Origin of the sequence: Pseudomonas sp. ES4 (assembly GCF_050586665.1) — a bacterium.
Taxonomy (GTDB): domain Bacteria; phylum Pseudomonadota; class Gammaproteobacteria; order Pseudomonadales; family Pseudomonadaceae; genus Aquipseudomonas; species Aquipseudomonas frederiksbergensis.
In genome coordinates this window covers 216,066-237,371 of the sequence record NZ_JBOBDO010000007.1, presented here as the reverse complement: position 1 = coordinate 237,371, position 21,306 = coordinate 216,066, and the positions used below count along the sequence as shown (strand labels likewise).

At 59.6% G+C, this 21,306-nt stretch carries 13 protein-coding genes; 6 read left to right on the top strand and 7 right to left on the bottom strand.

Going from position 1 to position 21,306, the window contains the following annotated elements:
- Positions 1-152: 152 nt before the first annotated feature.
- Entirely contained in the window at positions 153-368 is a 216-nt protein-coding gene (gene rmf, locus ACQ4OB_RS11415; RefSeq protein WP_003223300.1) for a ribosome modulation factor, read from the bottom strand.
- Positions 369-899: 531 nt separating this feature from the next.
- Here rmf and rlmKL point away from each other — a divergent pair.
- Entirely contained in the window at positions 900-3,176 is a 2,277-nt protein-coding gene (gene rlmKL / locus ACQ4OB_RS11410) for a bifunctional 23S rRNA (guanine(2069)-N(7))-methyltransferase RlmK/23S rRNA (guanine(2445)-N(2))-methyltransferase RlmL (protein ID WP_430955703.1), read from the top strand.
- 142 nt (positions 3,177-3,318) lie between these two features.
- Complete coding sequence (locus ACQ4OB_RS11405; RefSeq protein ID WP_430955702.1) at positions 3,319-5,712, top strand: sensor domain-containing diguanylate cyclase; 2,394 nt, start codon at positions 3,319-3,321, stop codon at positions 5,710-5,712.
- Between the two features lie 125 nt (positions 5,713-5,837).
- Here the strand turns inward: ACQ4OB_RS11405 and dacB are convergent, their stop codons facing one another.
- On the bottom strand, positions 5,838-7,298 hold the full coding sequence (gene dacB, locus ACQ4OB_RS11400) for a D-alanyl-D-alanine carboxypeptidase/D-alanyl-D-alanine endopeptidase (protein WP_074875047.1): 1,461 nt from the start codon (positions 7,296-7,298) through the stop codon (positions 5,838-5,840).
- Between the two features lie 233 nt (positions 7,299-7,531).
- On the opposite strand from dacB, the gene ACQ4OB_RS11395 reads away from it, so the two are divergent.
- Complete coding sequence (locus ACQ4OB_RS11395; protein WP_007896965.1) at positions 7,532-7,876, top strand: YggL family protein; 345 nt, start codon at positions 7,532-7,534, stop codon at positions 7,874-7,876.
- 138 nt (positions 7,877-8,014) lie between these two features.
- Here the strand turns inward: ACQ4OB_RS11395 and ACQ4OB_RS11390 are convergent, their stop codons facing one another.
- Positions 8,015-9,205, bottom strand: coding sequence for a benzoate/H(+) symporter BenE family transporter (locus tag ACQ4OB_RS11390; RefSeq protein WP_102616679.1), 1,191 nt, complete (start codon positions 9,203-9,205; stop codon positions 8,015-8,017).
- Between the two features lie 358 nt (positions 9,206-9,563).
- Here ACQ4OB_RS11390 and ACQ4OB_RS11385 point away from each other — a divergent pair, with 358 nt between their 5' ends.
- Positions 9,564-10,328: a GntR family transcriptional regulator gene (locus ACQ4OB_RS11385; protein ID WP_008146364.1), complete on the top strand. Its 765-nt coding sequence runs from the start codon at positions 9,564-9,566 to the stop codon at positions 10,326-10,328.
- 172 nt (positions 10,329-10,500) lie between these two features.
- Here ACQ4OB_RS11385 and guaD read toward each other — a convergent pair whose 3' ends face one another.
- The 4 genes from guaD to xdhA form a co-directional block, all read right to left on the bottom strand.
- Positions 10,501-11,805, bottom strand: a complete 1,305-nt coding sequence (gene guaD / locus ACQ4OB_RS11380) for a guanine deaminase (protein ID WP_430955701.1) — start codon at positions 11,803-11,805, stop codon at positions 10,501-10,503.
- An 8-nt stretch (positions 11,806-11,813) separates the two neighbouring features.
- Positions 11,814-12,671: a xanthine dehydrogenase accessory protein XdhC gene (gene xdhC, locus ACQ4OB_RS11375; RefSeq protein WP_102616677.1), complete on the bottom strand. Its 858-nt coding sequence runs from the start codon at positions 12,669-12,671 to the stop codon at positions 11,814-11,816.
- Between the two features lie 130 nt (positions 12,672-12,801).
- A complete protein-coding gene (xdhB, locus tag ACQ4OB_RS11370; protein ID WP_074875055.1) occupies positions 12,802-15,201 on the bottom strand; it encodes a xanthine dehydrogenase molybdopterin binding subunit in 2,400 nt (799 codons plus the stop codon).
- The gene (gene xdhA / locus ACQ4OB_RS11365) at positions 15,194-16,648 is read right to left on the bottom strand and encodes a xanthine dehydrogenase small subunit (protein WP_102616676.1); all 1,455 of its coding nucleotides are present in this window, start codon (positions 16,646-16,648) and stop codon (positions 15,194-15,196) included. The genes xdhB and xdhA overlap by 8 nt, the downstream gene beginning before the upstream one ends.
- Positions 16,649-16,914: 266 nt before the next feature.
- Between xdhA and ACQ4OB_RS11360 the strand changes: the two genes are divergently transcribed.
- Both ACQ4OB_RS11360 and smc read left to right on the top strand, forming a co-directional pair.
- A complete protein-coding gene (locus ACQ4OB_RS11360) occupies positions 16,915-17,574 on the top strand; it encodes a GntR family transcriptional regulator (RefSeq protein ID WP_102616675.1) in 660 nt (219 codons plus the stop codon).
- 2 nt (positions 17,575-17,576) lie between these two features.
- Positions 17,577-21,065, top strand: coding sequence for a chromosome segregation protein SMC (gene smc / locus ACQ4OB_RS11355; protein ID WP_430955700.1), 3,489 nt, complete (start codon positions 17,577-17,579; stop codon positions 21,063-21,065).
- Positions 21,066-21,306 lie beyond the last annotated feature (241 nt).

Genomic DNA, 21,306 nt, shown 5'->3' with positions numbered 1-21,306 from the left:
TGCTCGGCAGCTGCTACAGGGGGATGTGTGGGGAGCAGGCATAAAAAAGGGCTCCTCGAAGGAGCCCCTGGGCCGAAGCCCGCCGCCCGGATGGGGCGTGCGTGGTAAGTCGTTACGTAATCAGATTGTCGTGTCGGAGTGTGTGCCCTGTATTAGCCGACGGCGTGAAGTTCGTTGAGTCTATGGATTCCCGCAGTGCCGGTCATACCGTCCCAGTTGTCGCCGCGTCCTTCTCGCCAGCCGTTAATCCAGGCTTGGCGTACCGACGGTAGAGTAAATGGGCAAAGCTCGCGGGATTTGCCACCAACGCCGTATTGATATCCGCGCAAAAATGCTCTTTCCAACGGATCACGCTTAAGTCTTCTCATAGGGTGTTGCCCTCACTTGTTGACTGTATTTATCGCGTTGACCTCAATCGAGGTCTGGCAGAAAAACCTCCTGCCGTTGGGGCTCGCTGCCGGCGTCGCGAGCCAAGGTGTTGACGTCATAGCGGCGTCAACCTGTGGTGAGTTCTAACCAATGCGTCACATCGAGGGAATGATCGTTTTGTCATAAGGACGTAACGATAAAGATGGTATGGCGATAAGTAACACCATGTTGTCCCGTGTTTATTGGCAAAACCCCGGTATGATCAGCCCCTCGCTGGATGATGGGGTTAATCCTTTGCTGAGAATGGCTCGCGTTGAAATGAGGCATTATTCGACGAAGGGTCGACTTATGACATTTTATTGCATCAACTTTTTTATCTGTCTTTGCATCTAAGCTCTTTTAACCCGAGCTTGCAGGGATGGGACGGCACACCTTCGTGCCACGCGGGCGCTCTTTTAGAAAAGCGCCTGATTGAAAACCGGGCCGGCAATGCGTTGCCGGTTCACTTAGCGAAAGGCTCTGAAATTCCAATGTCCGATCAATTCGAAATCTTCCTCACTTGCCCTAAAGGCCTTGAAGGCCTGCTCATCGAGGAAGCCGTCGGGCTTGGCCTTGAAGAAGCGCGTGAGCACACCTCTGCCGTGCGCGGCATGGCCACCATGGAAACCGCTTATCGCCTGTGCCTGTGGTCGCGTCTGGCGAACCGGGTGCTGCTGGTGCTCAAGCGGTTCCCGATGAAGGACGCCGAAGACCTGTACCACGGCGTGCTGGATATCGAGTGGCAAGACCACATGCTCAATGACGGCACCCTGGCCGTTGAGTTCAGCGGTCACGGCTCGGGCATCGACAACACTCACTTCGGCGCCTTGAAGGTCAAGGACGCCATCGTCGACAAACTGCGCACGCCACAGGGCGACCGTCCGTCCATCGACAAGCTCAACCCGGACCTGCGCATTCACCTGCGCCTGGACCGCGGCGAAGCGATCCTGTCCCTCGACCTCTCCGGCCACAGCCTGCACCAGCGTGGCTATCGCTTGCAGCAGGGCGCAGCGCCGCTGAAGGAAAACCTCGCGGCAGCAATTCTTATCCGTTCCGGCTGGCCACGTATTGCGGCCGAGGGCGGCGCGCTGGCTGACCCGATGTGCGGTGTCGGTACGTTCCTCGTCGAAGCCGCGATGATCGCCGCCGACATGGCGCCGAACCTGCGTCGCGAGCAGTGGGGCTTCACCGCCTGGCTCGGTCACGTCCCGGCGCTGTGGAAAAAGCTTCACGAAGAAGCCACTGAGCGTTGCGCGGCCGGTCTGGCCAAGCCACCGCTGTGGATTCGCGGTTACGAAGCCGATCCGCGCCTGATTCAACCGGGCCGCAACAACGTTGAACGTGCCGGCCTGAGCGAGTGGATCAAGATCTACCAGGGCGAAGTCGGGACGTTCGAGCCACGTCCGGACCAGAACCAGAAAGGCCTGGTGATCTGCAACCCGCCGTACGGCGAACGTCTGGGTGATGAAGCGAGCTTGCTCTATCTCTACCAGAACCTCGGCGAACGTCTACGACAGGCCTGCTTGAACTGGGAAGCCGCGGTATTCACCGGCGCCCCGGACCTGGGCAAGCGCATGGGCATCCGCAGCCACAAACAGTATTCGTTCTGGAACGGCGCCTTGCCGTGCAAATTGCTGCTGATCAAAGTCACCCCGGACCAGTTCGTCACTGGCGAACGCCGCACTCCGGAGCAGCGTCAGGTCGAGCGCGAACAAGTTCAAGCCGAAGTCGAAGCTGCAGACAACGACGTAGCACCGGGCAAGTACGAGAAGTACAACAAGAACGGCAACCCGATCAAACCGGCCCCGGTGGTGATCGAGCAGCCGCGCTTGAGCGAAGGCGGGCAGATGTTTGCCAACCGACTGCAAAAGAACCTCAAGGCCCTGGGCAAATGGGTCAAGCGTGAAGGCATCGACTGCTACCGCGTCTACGATGCCGACATGCCGGAATACTCGATGGCCATCGACCTGTATCAGGATTGGGTCCACGTCCAGGAATACGCCGCGCCGAAATCCATCGATCCGGAAAAAGCCTCGGCGCGCATGTTCGATGCCCTGGCCGCCATTCCGCAGGCCCTGAACATCGACAAGAGCCGCGTGGTGGTCAAGCGTCGCGAGCGTCAGAGCGGCACCAAGCAGTACGAACGCCAAGCGGCACAGGGCAAGTTCGTCGAGGTCAATGAAGGCGGCGTGAAGCTGCTGGTCAACCTCACCGATTACCTCGACACCGGGCTGTTCCTCGATCACCGGCCAATGCGCATGCGGATTCAGAAAGAGGCCGCCGGCAAGCGCTTCCTCAACCTGTACAGCTACACCGCAACCGCCAGTGTTCATGCAGCCAAGGGCGGCGCGCGCAGCACCACCAGCGTCGACCTGTCGAAAACCTATCTGGACTGGGCGCGTCGCAACCTGTCGCTGAACGGTTTCTCCGAGAAGAACCGTCTGGAGCAGGGCGACGTGATGGCCTGGCTCGACGCTTGCCGTGACGAATACGACCTGATCTTCATCGATCCGCCGACGTTCTCCAACTCCAAGCGCATGGAAGGGATCTTTGATGTGCAGCGTGACCAGGTGCAATTGATCGACCTGGCCATGGCGCGCCTGGCCCCGGGCGGGGTGTTGTATTTCTCCAACAACTTCCGCAAGTTCCAGCTCGAGGAAAACCTCACCGAGCGTTATGCGGTCGAGGAAATCACCGCCCAGACCATCGATCCGGATTTCGCCCGTAATGGCAAAATCCACCGTGCCTGGAAAATCACGGCTCGTTGACACTTGAAGGAATTGGATCCACAGAGCCTTGATTTTTAAAGGCTCTTGGCTTCTTTCTGGGCTGGTCAAATTGATGGCTAATAGCTATAACTCAATCCATGGCCAATGGGCTTTCCCGCACCTGGCGTTTTGAGTTGCGTCTATGTCGTTACACGCCGTGCGCCCGAAAATCCTGGGTTTTATCAGTGAAGATGCGTCGGCCTGGCTGGTCGCACTGCTGGTATTGGTTGTCGGCGGGATTCTCACCGGATTGCTGGCGTGGTCGACGCTGAATCTGTTCCACCATCAATTGCGGCAACGTTTCCAACTGTTGGCCAGTGAACGTTACAGCCGTATCGAAGAACGCTTCGAAGATCAGGAACAGCGCCTCGATGGCCTGCGCCGGTTCTTTGCCAATTCCGATTCGGTCTCCCGCGCGGAGTTCGACGGCTACACCCAACCGCTGCTGCACCGGACCCAGGCCTATTCCTTCGCCAAGCGGATAACCGGTGCCGAACGGGCGGAATTTGAACGCCAGGTGCGGGCCGAGGGTTTACCCGACTTCGCTCTGCGCGAACTCAATGCCGACGGCCAACTGCAACTGGCGGCCGAACGGGATGAGTACGTGGCGGTGCTGTATAGCCAGACCCAAAGTAAACTCGGCTCGCCGCTGGGCTACGACTTGTGGGCTCAACCCTTGCGCCGTGCCACCCTTGAACGGGCCGATCAGCACGGCGGCATGGCGGTATCGCAACCAATGCATCTGGTCAGTATCGAGCCCGCCTATGCCCGCGGCGTATTGCTGGTCGCACCGGTGTTGATGCGCAATAGTCCGGCGGGGTCGAAACCTTACGGTTATGTCATGGCCGTGATCAGCATGCATCAGTTGCTGGCGGACGGGCTGCCGGAGGCTGGCCGTGACTATCTTTCGGTGCGCATCCTCGACTTATCCACAGACGATCAGCACGAAGTGCTTTATGAGTCCCCCAACACGTCGCCCCCCAGTGAGTTGGCTGCGACCCGGCTGCTGCGGCTTGCCGACCATGACTATCAAGTCGACATTCAGCCCAGCGATGCCTTCCTGAAAGCCAATCACTCTTCGGTGTCCTCCCTGGTGGTGCTGGGTGGTTTGCTCAGTCTGTTGCTCAGTGCCTTGCTCTATGTGCTGGTCAGTCAGCGTCAACGGGCGCTGAAAATGGTCGAGCAACGGACCCAGGAACTGCACGACCGCGAGCAGGAGCTACGCGGCACCCATGGCCAGTTGCGGGGTGTGCTGAATGCCGCGACCCAAGTGGCGATCATCGCCACTGACCTGCGCGGGGTTATCAGTACCTTTAATGCCGGAGCCGAACAAATGCTTGGCTACACCAGCACCGAGGTGGTCGGCCACATGACCCTGGAAAACCTGCACCTGCCCCGAGAGCTCGTGGCCCGTTCGGCGGAGTTGAGCGCGCGCTATGGCAAACCGATTCCGACCTGCCAGGCGATGTTGGTAGAGGGCGGCGAGGAGGGCGGACATGAAGCACGAGAATGGACGCTGCTGCGTAGCGATGGCAGCCATTTGACGGTGAACATGCTGGCGACCCCGGTCCTCGACGAGCAAGGCTTGTGGGTCGGACACCTGGCGATCTGTATCGACATCACCGAGCGTAAGCGGGTCCACGAGGCACTGGCGGCACGGGACCTGTTGTTGAAGAAACTCAGCGCTCATGTGCCTGGCGGGATCTACCAATTCAAGATGGAGTTCGATGGGCGTTTCAGCGTGATCTACGCCAGCGACGGTATTCGCGAGATCTACGAACTCGAGCCCGACGTACTGTTGCTCAACGCCGAAGCGATTTTCACGCGGATTCATCCGCAGGACAGCACCCGGGTCCGCGCTTCGATCCGGGCGTCGGCGGATACCCTCAGCCCCTGGCGCGAGGAATACCGCGTGCAATTACCCCTGCGCGGCCTGCGTTGGGTTCGTGGCGAGGCGACACCGGAGGAATTGCCCGGTGGCGGCGTGCTCTGGCACGGCTACATCTCGGACATCTCCGACTTGAAACGGGTGGAAGAAGAACTGCGGGCGCTATCGATCACCGACTCTCTGACCGGCATCCACAACCGTCGCTATTTCCAGGAGCGCCTGACCACGGAAATGGTCCGGGTCGAACGCGGTGGCGGCGAGTTGTCGGTGATCATGCTCGATATCGACCACTTCAAACGCATCAATGACCAGCATGGCCATGCGGTCGGCGATCGGGTGTTGCAGATTGTGTGCGAACGCATCAGCCATCGGCTGCGACGCACCGACGTATTCTGTCGCCTGGGTGGCGAGGAATTCATGGTGCTCTGCCCGGACATCAGCGGCGAGCATGCCCATGTCCTGGCCTTGCAGCTGTGGCAAGGCTTGCGCGGTTCGCCGATTGAAGGCGTCGGGACAGTGACCGCCAGTTTCGGGATTGCCAGTTGGCGAGTCGGGGAGGGCGCGGATGCCCTGCTGCTGCGGGCGGATTCGGGGGTGTATGCGGCGAAACAGGCCGGACGGGATCGGGTAGAAGAAGAGATGAACTAGAGCTGGCAGCATGATCGTTCCCACGCTCTGCGTGGGAATGCCTCTAGGGACGCTCTGCGTCCAGTGACGCGGAGCGTCACGGGCTGCATTCCCACGCAGAGCGTGGGAACGATCAGGTGTGGGGGTTAGAGCACCGAAGCCGTTTGCGGCAGTTTCGGTTGGCGATACAGGTCCAGCAGCACCTGATCCAGTACCGACGACGCGCCAAACGGTGCCTTGTCGTTGAGGATCGCCACGACCGCCCAGGTATTGCCGTTGATGTCGCGGCTGAAACCGGCAATCGCCCGCACGGTATTCAGGGTGCCGGTTTTGATGTGCGCTTCACCGCGCATCGCCGTGGTCTTCAGGCGTTTGCGCATGGTGCCGTCGGTGCCGGCAATCGGCATTGAGCTGATGAACTCGGCCGAATACGGGCTTTTCCAGGCTGCTTGCAGCATGCCGGCCAATTCACGCGCACTCACTCGTTCGGCACGGGACAGGCCGGAACCGTTTTCCATCACCAGATGTGGCGCGGTGATGCCTTTCTTCGCCAGCCACTGACGCACGACACGCTGTGCAGCCTTGGCATCGTCACCGTCGGCCTCGGTGCGGTACTGCGCACCCAGGCTCAGGAACAGCTGCTGGGCCATGGTGTTGTTACTGTATTTGTTGATGTCGCGGATGATTTCCGCCAGGTCCGGCGAGAAAGCCCGAGCCAGGACCTTGGCGCCTTTGGGTGTTGGCGCCATACGGTCCACGCCCTGAATGCTGCCGCCCAGTTCCTTCCAGATCGCTCGTACGGCGCCTGCGGTGTAAGTCGCGTGGTCGAGCAGCGACAGGTAAGTCTGGGAGCTGCAACCCTCGCCCAACTGGCCGCCAACCGTCACGGTCACGCTGCCATCGGGCTGGGTCACCGGGTTGTAACGCACGCCACCGGTGCATTGCTTGGAATTGACGGCTTTGACCTGGTTTTCGATGCGAATGCTGGCAATCGGCGGTTCCACCGACACCAGCACCCGGCCGTTGTCGTTGCGCGCCACAAAGCGCAGGGCCTTGAGATTGACCATCAGCGCGTCAGGTTTGACCAGGAACGGCTTGTTATCGTCATTGCCGTCGTCGTTGAACTGCGGCAATTGCGGTTGTGCGAAGAAATTGCGGTCCAGCACCAGATCGCCGGTGATTTGCGTCACCCCGTTGGCGCGCAGGTCACGCATCAGCAACCAGAGTTTTTCCATGTTCAGCTTCGGATCGCCGCCACCCTTGAGGTAGAGGTTGCCGTTGAGGATGCCGCCGCTGAGCGTACCGTCGGTGTAGAACTCGGTTTTCCACTGGTGGTTCGGGCCAAGCATTTCCAGCGCCGCGTACGTGGTGACCAGTTTCATGGTCGAGGCCGGATTGACGGAGACGTCAGCGTTGAAAATCGTCGGGGTGCCAGGGCCGTTGAGCGGGATCATCACCAGCGACAGGGCGTTGTCCTGCATTTTGCTGGCCTTGAGGGCTTTTTCAACGTTGGGCGACAGCGCGGTATTGATCTGGGCGGCGGAAACAGAGAAGGCCAGTGGGAGCAGAAAACCGGCCAGTAACAGTGGACGCAAAGATTTGATCATCTGAAATAAAACCCTACAGCCGAGGGGGAAAAAGACGAGGGCATGAAGATAAATTCCCTCAGCGGTCATGAAAGTGTCGGCATTATGCCCCAAGGTGTAGCGGCTTGTGCCGTGTGCTGGCCTTCCAATCCGCTATTTTTTACCGACGGTAGGGCTTGCAGCCCAGAGAAACGGGCAATCGGCGCCTTAAACTGCTAAAGTGCCGCCCGTTATTACTTATGAGGATTGTTCCAATGGCGACTAACCGTTCCCAGCGTCTGCGCAAAAAACTGTGCGTCGATGAATTTCAAGAGCTGGGTTTCGAACTGAACCTGGATTTCAAAGAAGATTTGGCTGATGAAGCCATTGATGCTTTCCTCGACGCGTTCCTCAAAGAAGCCATGGAAGCCAACGGTCTGGGCTATGTTGGTGGCGACGACTTCGGTCTGGTTTGCCTGCAGAAGCGTGGCTCGGTATCCGAAGAGCAGCGTGCTGCTGTTGAAGCCTGGCTCAAAGGCCGCAGCGAACTGACCGAAGCGACTGTCAGCCCGCTGATCGACGTCTGGTACCCGGAAAAGCCGATCAATCCGGTAGCTTGATGTTGTAAAAAAACGGCGACCCAAGGGGCGCCGTTTTTTTGTGACGATCAACGGCACGCAGCCTCGTTTCACTCGACAGCTGCTACAGGGCAATGCAATCCATGTAGCAGCTGTCGAGTGAAACGAGGCTGCGAGCTTTCAGCTTTTACGCCAATTCAGAATCACCATCGTCAGAACCCCCGCCACAATCCCCCAGAACGCCGAACCGATGGAAAACAGCGTCAGCCCCGACGCCGTGACCATAAAGGTAATCAGCGCCGCTTCACGTTCCTTCACTTCGCTCATGGCGATGCTCAAGCCATTGATGATCGAGCCAAACAACGCCAGTGCCGCTATCGACAGCACCAGTTCTTTCGGTAGCGCGGCAAACAGTGCCGCCAGTGTCGCGCCGAACACCCCGGCAATCCCGTAGAAAATCCCGCACCACACGGCCGCCGTATAGCGTTTGTTGCGATCCTCATGGGCATGCGGCCCGGTGCAAATTGCCGCGCTGATGGCTGCCAGGTTGATCCCGTGGGAACCGAACGGTGCCAGCAGCAATGAAGCGATGCCTGTGGTGGTGATCAGCGGTGAAGCCGGTACGGTATAACCGTCGGCGCGCAATACGGCGATGCCGGGCATGTTCTGCGAGGTCATTGCTACGACAAACAGCGGAATACCGATGCTGATGGTCGCGGCGAAGGAGAAGTGTGGCGTGGTCCAGACCGGCGTCGCCACTTCCAGATGAAAACCGCTGAAATCCAGCAGGCCCATGAGCCCGGAAAGTGCCGTCCCGATCAATAGCGCGGCGAGAACGGCGTAACGCGGCGACAGGCGTTTGACCACCAGGTAAGTGAAGAACATGCCCAGCACCAGTGCGGTGCGATGCTGCGCGGCGACGAAGATTTCGCTGCCGATTTTGAACAGAATCCCCGCCAGCAGGGCCGCGGCCAATGCCGCTGGAATCTTTTTCATCAGCCGCTCGAAGCTGCCGGTCAGGCCGCAGATCGTCACCAGCACCGCGCAGGTAATGTAGGCGCCGATGGCTTCGCCGTAGGCCACGCCGCCCAGACTGGTGATCAGCAACGCCGCGCCGGGTGTCGACCAGGCGATGGTGATCGGTGTGCGATAACGCAGGGACAGGCCGATCGAACACACCGCCATGCCAATCGAGATGGCCCAGATCCACGAGGAAATCTGCCCGCTGGTCAGCCCCGCCGCTTGCCCAGCCTGGAACATCAGGACCAGCGAACTGGTGTAACCGGTCATCATCGCAATGAAGCCGGCGACGATCGCAGAAGGCGACGTATCGGCAAAAGGGCGGATCTGCGTGTGCGTGGCGTCGTTCATGACAGCGGTGTTCCTTGTTCTGATAAAGATGTCGAATCAACGCTGAACCTTGTGGGAGCGTGGCTTGCGCGCGAAGGCGTCGTGTCAGTCGATATCAATGTTGACTGACACGACGCCTTCGCGGGCAAGCCACGCTCCCACAGGGGATTGCATTTAGGCGGCGGATTCTGCGTTCAAGCCTAAACTCAAACGTAAGGAGTCGTTGCAATACAGCGGAAGTGACAAACAGCCGTACAGTCGTGTTGCCACCATCCATTGTGTACAATCGCAGTGTTTTTTACGCGATACTTGCCAGCGACCCACTGTGCCGTATTACAGTCACGGTCAATTCGCCGCAGTTCTTCCGACTCGAGTGCCCATGAACGAACAGTTGCAACCTCTCAAGAAACAACCGCGAGCAGGCAAAGCCGGCCGCAGCGGTACCCAGGACGATATCGTCTACGCGCATATTTTCGAGGCCATCCTCGAACAGCGTCTGGCGCCCGGTACCAAGTTGAGCGAAGAAGCGCTGGGGGAAATTTTCGGGGTCAGTCGCACCATCATTCGCCGCGCGCTGTCGCGCCTGGCCCATGAAGGCGTCGTGCTGCTGCGGCCGAACCGTGGCGCTGTCGTGGCCAGCCCGAGTGTCGAAGAAGCTCGCCAGGTGTTCATGGCCCGGCGTCTGGTGGAGCGCGCGATCACTGAATTGGCGGTGCAGCACGCCACTGCCGAGCAGATTGCCGAGTTGCGCCAGATGGTCAACGACGAACGCGACAGCTTCTCCCGTGGCGATCGCGGCGCCGGTATTCGTCTGTCGGGCGAGTTTCACTTGAAGTTGGCCGAAGCGGCGAAAAACGCGCCGTTGATCAGCTTCCAGCGCAGCCTGGTGTCCCAGACGTCGTTGATCATCGCCCAGTATGAAAGCGGCAATCGCTCCCACTGTTCCTACGACGAGCACACCCAGCTGATCGACGCCATCGAAGCGCGCAACGCTGAGCTGGCGGTGGATCTGATGATGCATCACATGGATCACATCGACAGCAAACTCAACCTCGACGAAGAAAGCGCGTCGGATGATTTGCATGCGGTGTTCTCGCATTTGTTGCAGACCAAAAAGCCAGGGCGGCCTGCTGCGAAACTCTGACTTCCTGACACTGATCGTTCCCACGCTCTGCGTGGGAATGCCTCAACGGACGCTCTGCGTTCGGTTCTGGATTGGGACGCGGAGCGTCCCGGGCTGCATTCCCACGCGGAGCGTGGGAACGATCAATCCCCCGGACTGAAGAGTACGGGGGATTTTTTATGCCCGAAGAAAACTAGCGCTGATGCACCTGATTCCCCGCCGCATACGTCTGCAACACCGTCCGGTCATCCCCCAGCGTCATCAACACAAACAACGTCTCGGCAATGTTGTTGGCCTGCTTCAAGCGATAGCTCAGCAGTGGCGTGGCGTTGTAGTCCAGTACCAGGAAGTCCGCATCAGTGCCCGGTTGCAGGGTGCCGATCTTGTCTTCCAGACGCAGCGCACGAGCACCGCCGAGGGTCGCCAGGTACAACGATTTGAACGGGCTCAGTCGCGCACCTTGCAGCTGCATCACCTTGTACGCTTCGTTCAGCGTTTGCAGGAGCGAGAAACTGGTGCCGCCACCGACATCCGTACCGATGCCCACATTCAACTTGTGCTTCTCGGCCATCGGCAGGTTGAACAGGCCGCTGCCGAGGAAGAAGTTCGACGTCGGGCAAAAGGCGATCGCCGAGCCGGTTTCCGCCAGTCGCGCGCATTCGTCATCGCACAGATGCACGCCGTGGGCGAATACCGAACGTTCGCCGAGCAGTTTGTAGTGGTCATAGACGTCCAGGTAGCCCTTGCGCTCCGGGAACAGTTCCTTGACCCACTCGATTTCCTTGAGGTTTTCGCTGATGTGGGTCTGCATGTACAGATCCGGGAATTCGCTGAGCAACTGGCCGGCGAGGGTCAGCTGTTCCGGGGTGCTGGTCGGGGCGAAGCGCGGGGTGACTGCGTAGTGCAGGCGACCCTTGCCGTGCCAGCGTTCGATCAGCGCCTTGCTTTCGACGTAGCTTGTTTCGGCGGTGTCGGTCAGGTAGTCCGGCGCGTTGCGGTCCATCATCACCTTGCCGGCAATCATCCGCAGGTCCAGCTGTTCGGCGGCTTCAAAGAACGAGTTCACCGATTGCGGATGCACGCTGCCGAACACCAGGGCCGTAGTGGTGCCGTTGCGCAGCAGTTCCTTGATGAAAATGTCCGCGACTTCGTCAGCGTGATCCTTGTCGGCAAACTGGCTTTCGCACGGGAAGGTGTAGGTGTTGAGCCAGTCCAGCAGCTGTTCGCCGTAGGCGCCGACCATGCCGGTTTGCGGCAAGTGAATGTGGGTGTCGATGAAGCCCGGGGTGATCAGCGCGTCCTGATAATGCGTGATCTGGATATCGGCTGGCAGGGTCGGCAGCAAGTCGCTGGCGTGACCAAGGGCGCTGATCTGGCCGTTATCGACCACCAGCAAGCCGTCTTCGAAATACTCATAAGAGGCTTCGATGCCCACTTCGGCGGGGTCGGCGATGCTGTGCAGAATGGCGGCGCGGTAGGCTTTGCGAGTCAAAGGCATTGTCGTTCTCAATTCGTGGCTTGGTTCGAAGCCTGGTTGCGGCGTGAGGCAGGCAGCAGTTTGGCGATCGATGATCCGGCGCGGGCAGTGTGCTGGCCGAAATTGGCGTTATAGGTAGCGATGATTTCGCCGGCGATGGAGATGGCGATTTCCACAGGCAACTTGCCTTTGACTTCGCCGATGCCCATCGGGCAGCGCATGCGTTGCAGCACGGCGCTGTCGAAACCACGGTCACGCAAGCGGTGTTCGAATTTCACCCGTTTGGTCTTCGAACCGATCAGGCCGAAGTAGGCGAAGTCGTTGCGCTTGAGGATCGCAGCGGTGAGTTCGAGGTCGAGTTGGTGATTGTGGGTCATGACGATGCAGTAGCTGCCAGCGGGCAGGTCATCGATTTCGTCCACCGGTTCTTCGGTGACGATTTTGCGTACGCCGTGGGGGATCTGTTCCGGGAATTCGGCTTCCCGCGAATCGATCCAGCGCACCCGGCAGGGCAGGCTGGCGAGCAGCGGCACCAGCGCCCGGCCGACGTGGCCGGCACCGAACACGGCGACCTGCGCCTGAACCTGGCCCATCGGTTCGAACAGTAATACGGTCACGCCGCCGCAGCATTGTCCCAGGCTGGCGCCGAGGCTGAAGCGTTCAAGGTGCGTGTCCTGCTTGCCGCTGGCCAGCATCTCGCGGCCGATTTGCATGGCCTTGTATTCCAGATGCCCGCCACCGATGGTGTCGAAGGTCTGGTTGGCGCTGATGACCATCTTCGAGCCGGCATTACGCGGCGTCGAGCCGAGCTCTTCGATGATGGTGACCAACACGCAGGGTTCACCCCGGGATTGCAGGTCGGCGAGGGCGTCGATCCAGTTGTACATATTCACCTCAACATTTCTGTTGTCTGTTCGGCCGTCATCGCTAGCAGGCTAGCTCCCACAGGGTTTGTGGTGTCCACATACGCAAATCCTGTGGGAGCCAGCCTGCTGGCGATGACGGCCGCGCCGCTGTTTAGAGCGAAGCCAACTCAGCCTCGGCTTCAACAGCCTTCGCCACCTTCAACTGCCGCATCTGCTCACAGCCCCACAACACCCGCTCCGGCGTCGCCGGCGCATCGATTTTCGGTTGATGCTTGTAGTCCCCCAGACTGGCCACGGCGTCCTTGATCGCACACCACGCAGCGATGCCGAGCATGAACGGCGGCTCACCCACAGCCTTGGAGTGGAACACCGTGTCTTCCGGGTTTTTACGGTTTTCCACCAGCTTCACTCGCAGGTCCAGCGGCATGTCCGCCACCGCCGGGATCTTGTAGCTGGCCGGGCCGTTGGTCATCAGTTTGCCCTTGTTGTTCCACACCAGTTCTTCCATGGTCAGCCACCCCATGCCCTGGATGAAACCACCCTCGACCTGACCGATGTCGATCGCCGGGTTCAGTGAGTCGCCGACGTCGTGGAGGATATCGGTGCGCAGCATTTTGTACTCGCCGGTGAGGGTGTCGATGATCACCTCGCAGCACGCTGCGCCGAAGGCGTAGTAATAGAACGGCCGGCCCCGCGCCTGGCTACGGTCGTAGAAGATTTTCGGAGTTTTGTAGAACCCGGTGCTCGACAGCGAAACCTGGGCGAAATACGCCTGCTGGATCAGCGCTTCAAACGTCAGGATGTGATCGCGAACGCGAACATGACCGTTGTGGAATTCCACGTCTTCTTCGCTGACTTTGTACTGCCGCGCGGCAAACTCCACCAGGCGCTTCTTGATAATCTCAGCTGCGTTCTGTGCGGCTTTACCGTTCAGGTCAGCGCCACTGGAAGCGGCGGTCGGCGAGGTGTTCGGCACCTTGTCGGTGTTGGTCGCGGTGATCTGCACACGGTCCATTTCCACCTGGAACACTTCAGCCACGACCTGCGCGACTTTGGTGTTCAGGCCCTGGCCCATTTCGGTGCCGCCATGGTTCAGGTGGATGCTGCCGTCGGTGTAGACGTGGATCAGCGCACCGGCCTGGTTGAGGAAGCTGGCGGTGAAGGAAATACCGAATTTCACCGGGGTCAGCGCCAGGCCTTTTTTCAGGATCGGGCTGTTGGCGTTGTAGCGACGAATCGCTTCGCGGCGTTCGGCGTACTGGCTGCTTTCTTCAAGTTCGGCGGTCATTTCCTCGAGCATGTTGTGCTCGACGGTCTGGTAGTAATGGGTGACGTTGCGCTCGGTCTTGCCGTAGTAGTTGGCCTTGCGCACCGCTAGCGGATCAAGGCCCAGATGGCGGGCGATGGCGTCCATCACTTCTTCGATGGCGACCATGCCTTGCGGGCCGCCGAAACCACGGTAAGCGGTGTTCGACGCGGTGTTGGTCTTGCAGCGATGACCGTTGATGGTCGCGTCGCCCAGGTAATAAGAGTTGTCGGCATGGAACATCGCGCGGTCGACAATCGATGCCGAGAGGTCCGGCGAGCAACCGCAGTTACCGGCCAGTTCCAGGGCAATGCCATGCAGCCGACCAGTGCTGTCGAAGCCCACGTCGTACTCGATGTAGAACGGGTGACGCTTGCCGGTCATCAGCATGTCTTCGACCCGCGGCAGGCGCATCTTGGTCGGCTGGCCGGTGAGGTGCGCGATCACTGCGCACAGGCACGCGGGGCTCGCGGCCTGGGTTTCCTTGCCGCCGAAACCACCGCCCATGCGGCGCATGTCGACGACGATTTTGTTCATCGACACATCGAGCACTTCGGCGACGAGCTTCTGCACTTCGGTGGGGTTCTGCGTCGAGCAGTAGACGATCATGCCGCCGTCTTCGGTCGGCATCACCGAAGAGATCTGGGTTTCCAGATAGAAGTGTTCCTGGCCGCCGATGTGCAATGTGCCCTGGATACGATGTTCCGCCGTGGCCAAGGCAGCGGCCGAATCACCGCGCTGATGCGTGTGGCTGTCGAGCACGAAATGGCGTTTGCGCAGGGCTTCAACCACGTCCAGAACGGGTTCGAGGTCTTCGTATTCGATGATCGCGGCCATCGCGGCTTTGCGTGCGGTTTCCAGGTCTTTCGCCGCAACGGCCAGTACCGGTTGACCGACGAATTGCACGTCATCGATGGCCAGCAATGGGTCGCCCGGCAGCAAGGGGCCGATGTCTTTCAGGCCTGGCACGTCTTCGTGGGTAATGGCGATGCGCACGCCTTCGAAGGCGTAGCAGGGCTTGGTGTCGATGCTGATGATTTTCGCGTGGGCACGGTCCGACAGGCGTGCGTAAACGTGCAACTGGTTCGGAAATTCCAGCCGGTCGTCGATGTACTGCGCTTCACCGGACACGTGCTTGGCGGCGCTGTCGTGCTTGACGCTGCGGCCGACACCGGTGGTCAGGTCCTTGGCGAACAGTTCAGCCAATTCGGCTTGGGTCTTCTCTACAGCGTGATGATTAGACATAAGCGGTCACCCGAGTCTCGATGTGCGGTGTTTGCAGTTCGATGAAGTATTTACGCAACAGGTTCTGCGCGCTGAGCAGGCGGTATTCCTTGCTGGCGCGGAAGTCCGAGAGCGGTGTGAAATCTTCGGCGAGTGCAGCGCAGGCGCGTTCAACGGTGTCGTGATTGAATGGCGCGCCGAGCAACACCGTTTCGCAGTTATTCGCACGTTTCGGAATCGCGGCCATGCCGCCGAACGCTACGCGAGCGTCGGCGATCACGCCGTTGTCGATGCGCAGGTTGAACGCGGCGCAAACGGCGGAAATGTCATCGTCCAGACGCTTGGAGACTTTGTAGGCGCGGAACAGTTGTTCGGCGCTGGCACGCGGCACGATGATCTTTTCGATGAACTCGCTTTCCTGACGGGCGGTGACCCGGTAATCGATGAAGTAATCTTCCAGCGCCATCGTGCGGCGGACTTCGCCTTTGCACAAAACGATCTGCGCACCGAGGGCAATCAGCAGGGGCGGGGAGTCACCGATCGGCGAGGCATTGCCGATGTTGCCGCCGAGGGTGCCCTGGTTGCGGATCTGCAGGGAAGCAAAGCGTTGCAGCAGTTCGCCGAAGTCCGGGTACTCGGCTTTCAAGGCCTCATAGCAATCGGAGAGGGTGGTGGCGGCGCCGATTTCCAGGCGATCGTCAAAGCGATCGATGCGCTTCATCTCGGCGACATTGCCGACGTAGATCATCACCGGCAGGGTGCGGTGGAACTGTGTGACTTCCAGCGCCAGGTCCGTACCGCCGGCCAGCAGGCGGGCTTGTGGATAGGCGTCATAGAGGTCAGCCAGATCGGCCACGGTCAGCGGCACCAGGCAGCGTTTGTCGCCACTGTTGAGTTCGCCGATATCGGTGGGGGCGATGGCCTTCAGGCGAGCGATGGTGTCGGCTTCACGGGCGTCGAACTGGTCCGTTTGCTTGCCGCAGCAGGATTGTTCGGCGGCCGCCAGAATCGGCCGATAGCCAGTGCAGCGACAGAGGTTGCCGGCCAGTGCTTCGTGAGCTTTATGAGCATCCGGTTGATCGCTGTTCTTTTGCAGCGCGAACAGCGACATGACGAAACCGGGTGTGCAAAAACCGCATTGCGAGCCGTGGCACTCGACCATGGCTTTTTGCACGCTGTGCAGCTCGCCTTGGTGCTTGAGGTCTTCGACACTGATCAATTGTTTGCCGTGCAATGACGAAACGAACGTCAGGCACGAGTTGAGGCTGCGATAGCGAATGTGTTCGCGGCCATCGTCATCCGTTTGCAGCTCGCCAACCACCACGGTGCAGGCGCCGCAGTCACCGCTGGCGCAGCCTTCTTTGGTGCCGGGTTTGCCCACATGGTCGCGCAGGTAATTGAGCACGGTCAGGTTTGGGTCCAGGGCGTGCTCGCTACGGAGTTCCTGGTTAAGTAAAAACTGGATCACGGAAGGCCTCGCAGACTCATTATTGTTGTTAACCGACTTGAACCGAATTTATCAGGTCTGACTTTTCGGTCAATGATTTTCTGACTTAAAGGTCAGGAAATAGCATTTTGTCGATCAACGACTCGTTCCTTCATTATTGACCCTCTCGGGATAGCCTGCTTTTTGCTGGATTCGTGCCAAAAACCGCTGAGTGGGCACTCCGCCATGTCGTATCAATTGCGCTACACTGCGCCGCTTGTGCAAATCGAAGAGTTTGAAGGACAACCATGACGTTCAAGGCGCCGGACAGCCTCGCCGAGCAAATTGCTCACCACCTCGCCGAACGTATCATTCGCGGCGAAATGAAGCCCGGGGAGCGCATCCAGGAACAGAAGGTCACGCTGGCCCTCAATGTCAGCCGCGGTTCGGTCCGTGAAGCCTTGCTGATCCTCGAGCGCCGCCACTTGATCGCGATCCTGCCGCGACGTGGCGCCCATGTGACCGAGCTGACGGCCCACAAGGTCCAGAGCCTGTGCACGCTGATGAGCGAGCTTTACATCCTGCTGGGCAATGCAGTGGCCAGCGGCTGGCAAGTCCAGGCCGACATGGCGCCGTTCGTGCAAATCCAGCAGCGTCTGACGGCCAGCTATGAGCGCCAGGACATTCGCACCTTTGTCGATGACAGCTTCAGTGTGATGCGCGCCGCGTACCCGTTCGCCAACAACCCGTACTTGCAGGAAACCGTCGAGAATCTGCAGCCGGCGATGAGCCGCGCGTATTTCCTCGCCCTGGATCAGCGCAAAGCCTCGATGAGCGAGTTCCTCGAACTGTTCGAACGCTTGCTCGCCGCCGTGCTGGCCCGTGATTTTCCGCAGATCCGCCTTGTGCTGACGGCGTATGCCCAGCGCAGCAGTGATCTGGTGGTTTCTGCCCTGACGGACGCCTGAGCGTGCGGCTAAAGTGCATCAAGCTGGCGGGGTTCAAGTCCTTCGTCGACCCGACCACGGTGAACTTCCCCAGTAACATGGCGGCGGTGGTCGGGCCCAATGGTTGCGGCAAGTCGAACATCATCGACGCCGTGCGCTGGGTGATGGGCGAGAGTTCGGCCAAGAACCTGCGCGGCGAGTCGATGACCGACGTCATCTTCAACGGCTCGACCAGCCGAAAACCGGTGAGCCAGGCGAGCATCGAGCTGGTGTTCGATAACTCCGACGGCACCCTGCTCGGCGAATACGCGGCCTACGCGGAAATTTCCATTCGCCGCAAAGTGACCCGCGACAGCCAGACCACTTACTACCTCAACGGCACCAAATGCCGCCGTCGCGATATCACTGACATCTTTCTCGGTACCGGCCTGGGCCCGCGCAGCTACTCGATTATCGAGCAGGGGATGATCTCCAAGCTGATCGAGTCAAAGCCCGAAGACCTGCGCAACTTTATTGAAGAGGCGGCGGGCATCTCCAAGTACAAGGAGCGCCGGCGCGAGACCGAAAACCGCATCCGCCGCACCCACGAAAACCTGGCCCGCCTGACCGACCTGCGCGAAGAGCTCGAGCGCCAGCTTGAACGCTTGTACCGCCAGGCCGAGGCCGCCAAGAAGTATCAGGAATACAAAGGCGAGGAGCGTCAGCTCAAGGCCCAACTGTCGGCCCTGCGCTGGCAGGCGTTGAATGAACAGGTCGGTCAGCGCGAAGCGATCATCGGCAATCAGGAAGTCACCTTCGAAGCGCTGGTGGCCGAGCAGCGTAACGCCGATGCGGCTATCGAACGCTTGCGGGACGGGCACCACGACCTGTCCGAACGCTTCAATCTGGTGCAGGGGCGCTTCTATTCGGTCGGTGGCGACATTGCCCGGGTCGAACAGAGCATCCAGCACGGTCAACAACGCCTGCGCCAACTGCAGGACGATCTGAAAGAAGCCGAGCGGGCGCGTCTGGAAACCGAGTCGCACCTGGGTCACGACCGCACCTTGCTGCTGACCTTGGGCGAAGAGCTGGACATGCTCACCCCCGAACAGGAAGTCACCAGCGCCGCCGCCGAAGAGGCTGCCGCCGCGCTGGAAGAATCCGAAACCACCATGCACGCCTGGCAAGAGCAATGGGACACCTTCAACCTGACGGCCGCCGAACCGCGTCGCCAATCCGAAGTTCAGCAGTCGCGCATCCAGCAGCTGGAAACCAGCATGGAGCGTTTGGCCGATCGTCAGAAGCGTCTGGGCGAGGAGCGCGCGTTGCTCTCGGCAGACCCGGAAGACGCGGCGATCATGGAACTCAGCGAGCAGCTCGCTGAATCCGAAGCGACGCTTGAGGATTTGCAGACCAGTGAACAAGCTCAGGTCGAAAAGCTTGAACAACTGCGTCAGGAATTGCAGCACGCGCTGACGGCGCAGCAACAGGCCCAAGGCGATTTACAGCGTCTGAACGGTCGTCTCGCCTCCCTTGAAGCCTTGCAACAAGCCGCACTCGATCCGGGCACCGGCACCGCCGAATGGTTGCGTGAACAGAATCTGGCCGACCGACCGCGTCTGGCCGAAGGCCTGAAAGTCGACGCCGGTTGGGAGTTGGCGGTAGAAACCGTGCTCGGCGCCGACCTGCAAGCGGTGCTGGTGGATGACTTCGGCGATTTCGATCTGGCCGGGTTTGCCCAGGGCGATTTACGCTTGCTCAGTCCCGGCAGCGATGGCGTGCGAGTGGCGAGCAGCTTGCTCGATAAGGTCGAGGCGCAGATTGATTTGTCGCCATGGCTGGGGCAGGTCAAACCGGTCGACAGTCTTGAACAGGCTTTGGCCTTGCGTGGTCAATTGGCACCTGGCGAAAGCCTGATCAGTCGCGATGGTTATTGGGTCGGTCGGCACTTTTTACGTGTCCGCCGTGCCAGCGAAGCGGAAAGCGGCGTGCTGGCTCGTGGTCAGGAAATCCAGCGTTTGGACCTTGAGCGCGAAGAGCGCGAAGCTACGGTCGAAACCCTGGAAACCCAACTTCAGAATCTCAGGGCGCAACAGCGTCAGCAGGAGAACGGTCGCGAGCATCTGCGCCGACTGCTGCAAGACGAAGCCCGTCAGCAAGGTGAGTTGAAAGCCCAGTTGTCCGCCGGCAAAGCCAAGGCCGAACAACTGACCTTGCGCCGTACACGCCTGGACGAAGAGCTCACGGAGTTGGCTGAGCAACGCGCTCTGGAGCACGAAAATATCGGCGAGGCGCGTCTGCAATTGCAGGAAGCCCTCGACAGCATGGCGCTGGACACCGAGCAGCGCGAGTTACTGCTGGCCCAGCGTGACAGCTTGCGCGAGCGACTTGATCGGGTGCGGCAGGAAGCCCGGCAGCACAAGGATCACGCCCATCAACTGGCGGTGCGTCTGGGGTCGCTCAAGGCACAGCACGACTCGACGCGTCAGGCGCTGGAACGGCTGGAAATGCAATCCGAGCGCCTGACCGAGAAGCGCGAACAGCTCAGTCTCAACCTGGAAGAGGGCGAGGCGCCGCTGGAAGAACTGCGGTTGAAACTTGAAGAACTGCTCGACAAGCGCATGACCGTCGACGAAGAACTCAAGACGGCGCAGATCGCTCTGGAAGACGCTGACCGCGAATTGCGCGATGCGGAAAAACGTCGCAACCAGGCCGAGCAGCAATCGCAGTTGATTCGGGGGCAGATGGAAACCCAGCGCATGGAATGGCAGGCTCTGACCGTGCGCCGCAAGACCTTGGAAGATCAGTTGCTGGAAGACGGTTACGACCTCCACGGCGTGCTTGCCACCCTGGTGGCCGACGCCAACGAGAAGGACGCTGAAGAAGAACTCGAACGCATCGCCGCGCGAATTCAGCGTCTCGGTGCGATCAACCTGGCGGCCATCGACGAATACCAGCAACAATCCGAGCGTAAACGTTATCTGGATGCGCAGAACGACGATTTGGTGGAAGCGCTGGACACGCTCGAGAACGTGATTCGCAAGATCGACAAGGAAACCCGAAACCGCTTCAAAGATACCTTTGATCAGATCAATGGCGGTTTACAGGCCCTTTTCCCAAAAGTTTTCGGTGGAGGACGCGCGTATTTGGAACTGACGGGCGAAGATCTACTCGATACAGGGGTAACGATCATGGCGCAGCCGCCAGGAAAGAAGAACAGCACCATCCATTTGCTCTCCGGTGGCGAAAAAGCCCTGACAGCCCTGGCTCTGGTTTTTGCCATCTTCAAGTTGAATCCGGCGCCGTTTTGCATGCTCGATGAGGTTGACGCGCCATTGGATGACGCTAACGTTGGACGCTACGCACGGCTGGTCAAGGAGATGTCGCAGACGGTGCAGTTCATCTATATCACCCACAACAAGATCGCCATGGAAATGGCCGAGCAACTGATGGGGGTGACGATGCACGAGCCGGGTTGCTCGCGTCTGGTGGCAGTGGATGTCGAGGAGGCGATGGCGATGGTGGATGCCTGAGTCGGCGTTTGTAGGAGAGGTATTTGTGAGTTGTAGGACTTATTTACCTGTCCTGACTTGCTGGCCAATCGACATATTCGCGCAAGCCATTGTGACAGACGGTGTAAAGTTGCCTTTGGTCGTGCTAGTTTAATGTCAATTTTTCGTATACGTGGGCAAAACGCCTGTCAGAACATAGAGTTGGCGCCACGTTTTAAAGCGGTTTACACAATGTAAACCCCTTATTTTTCAGCATTTTTTA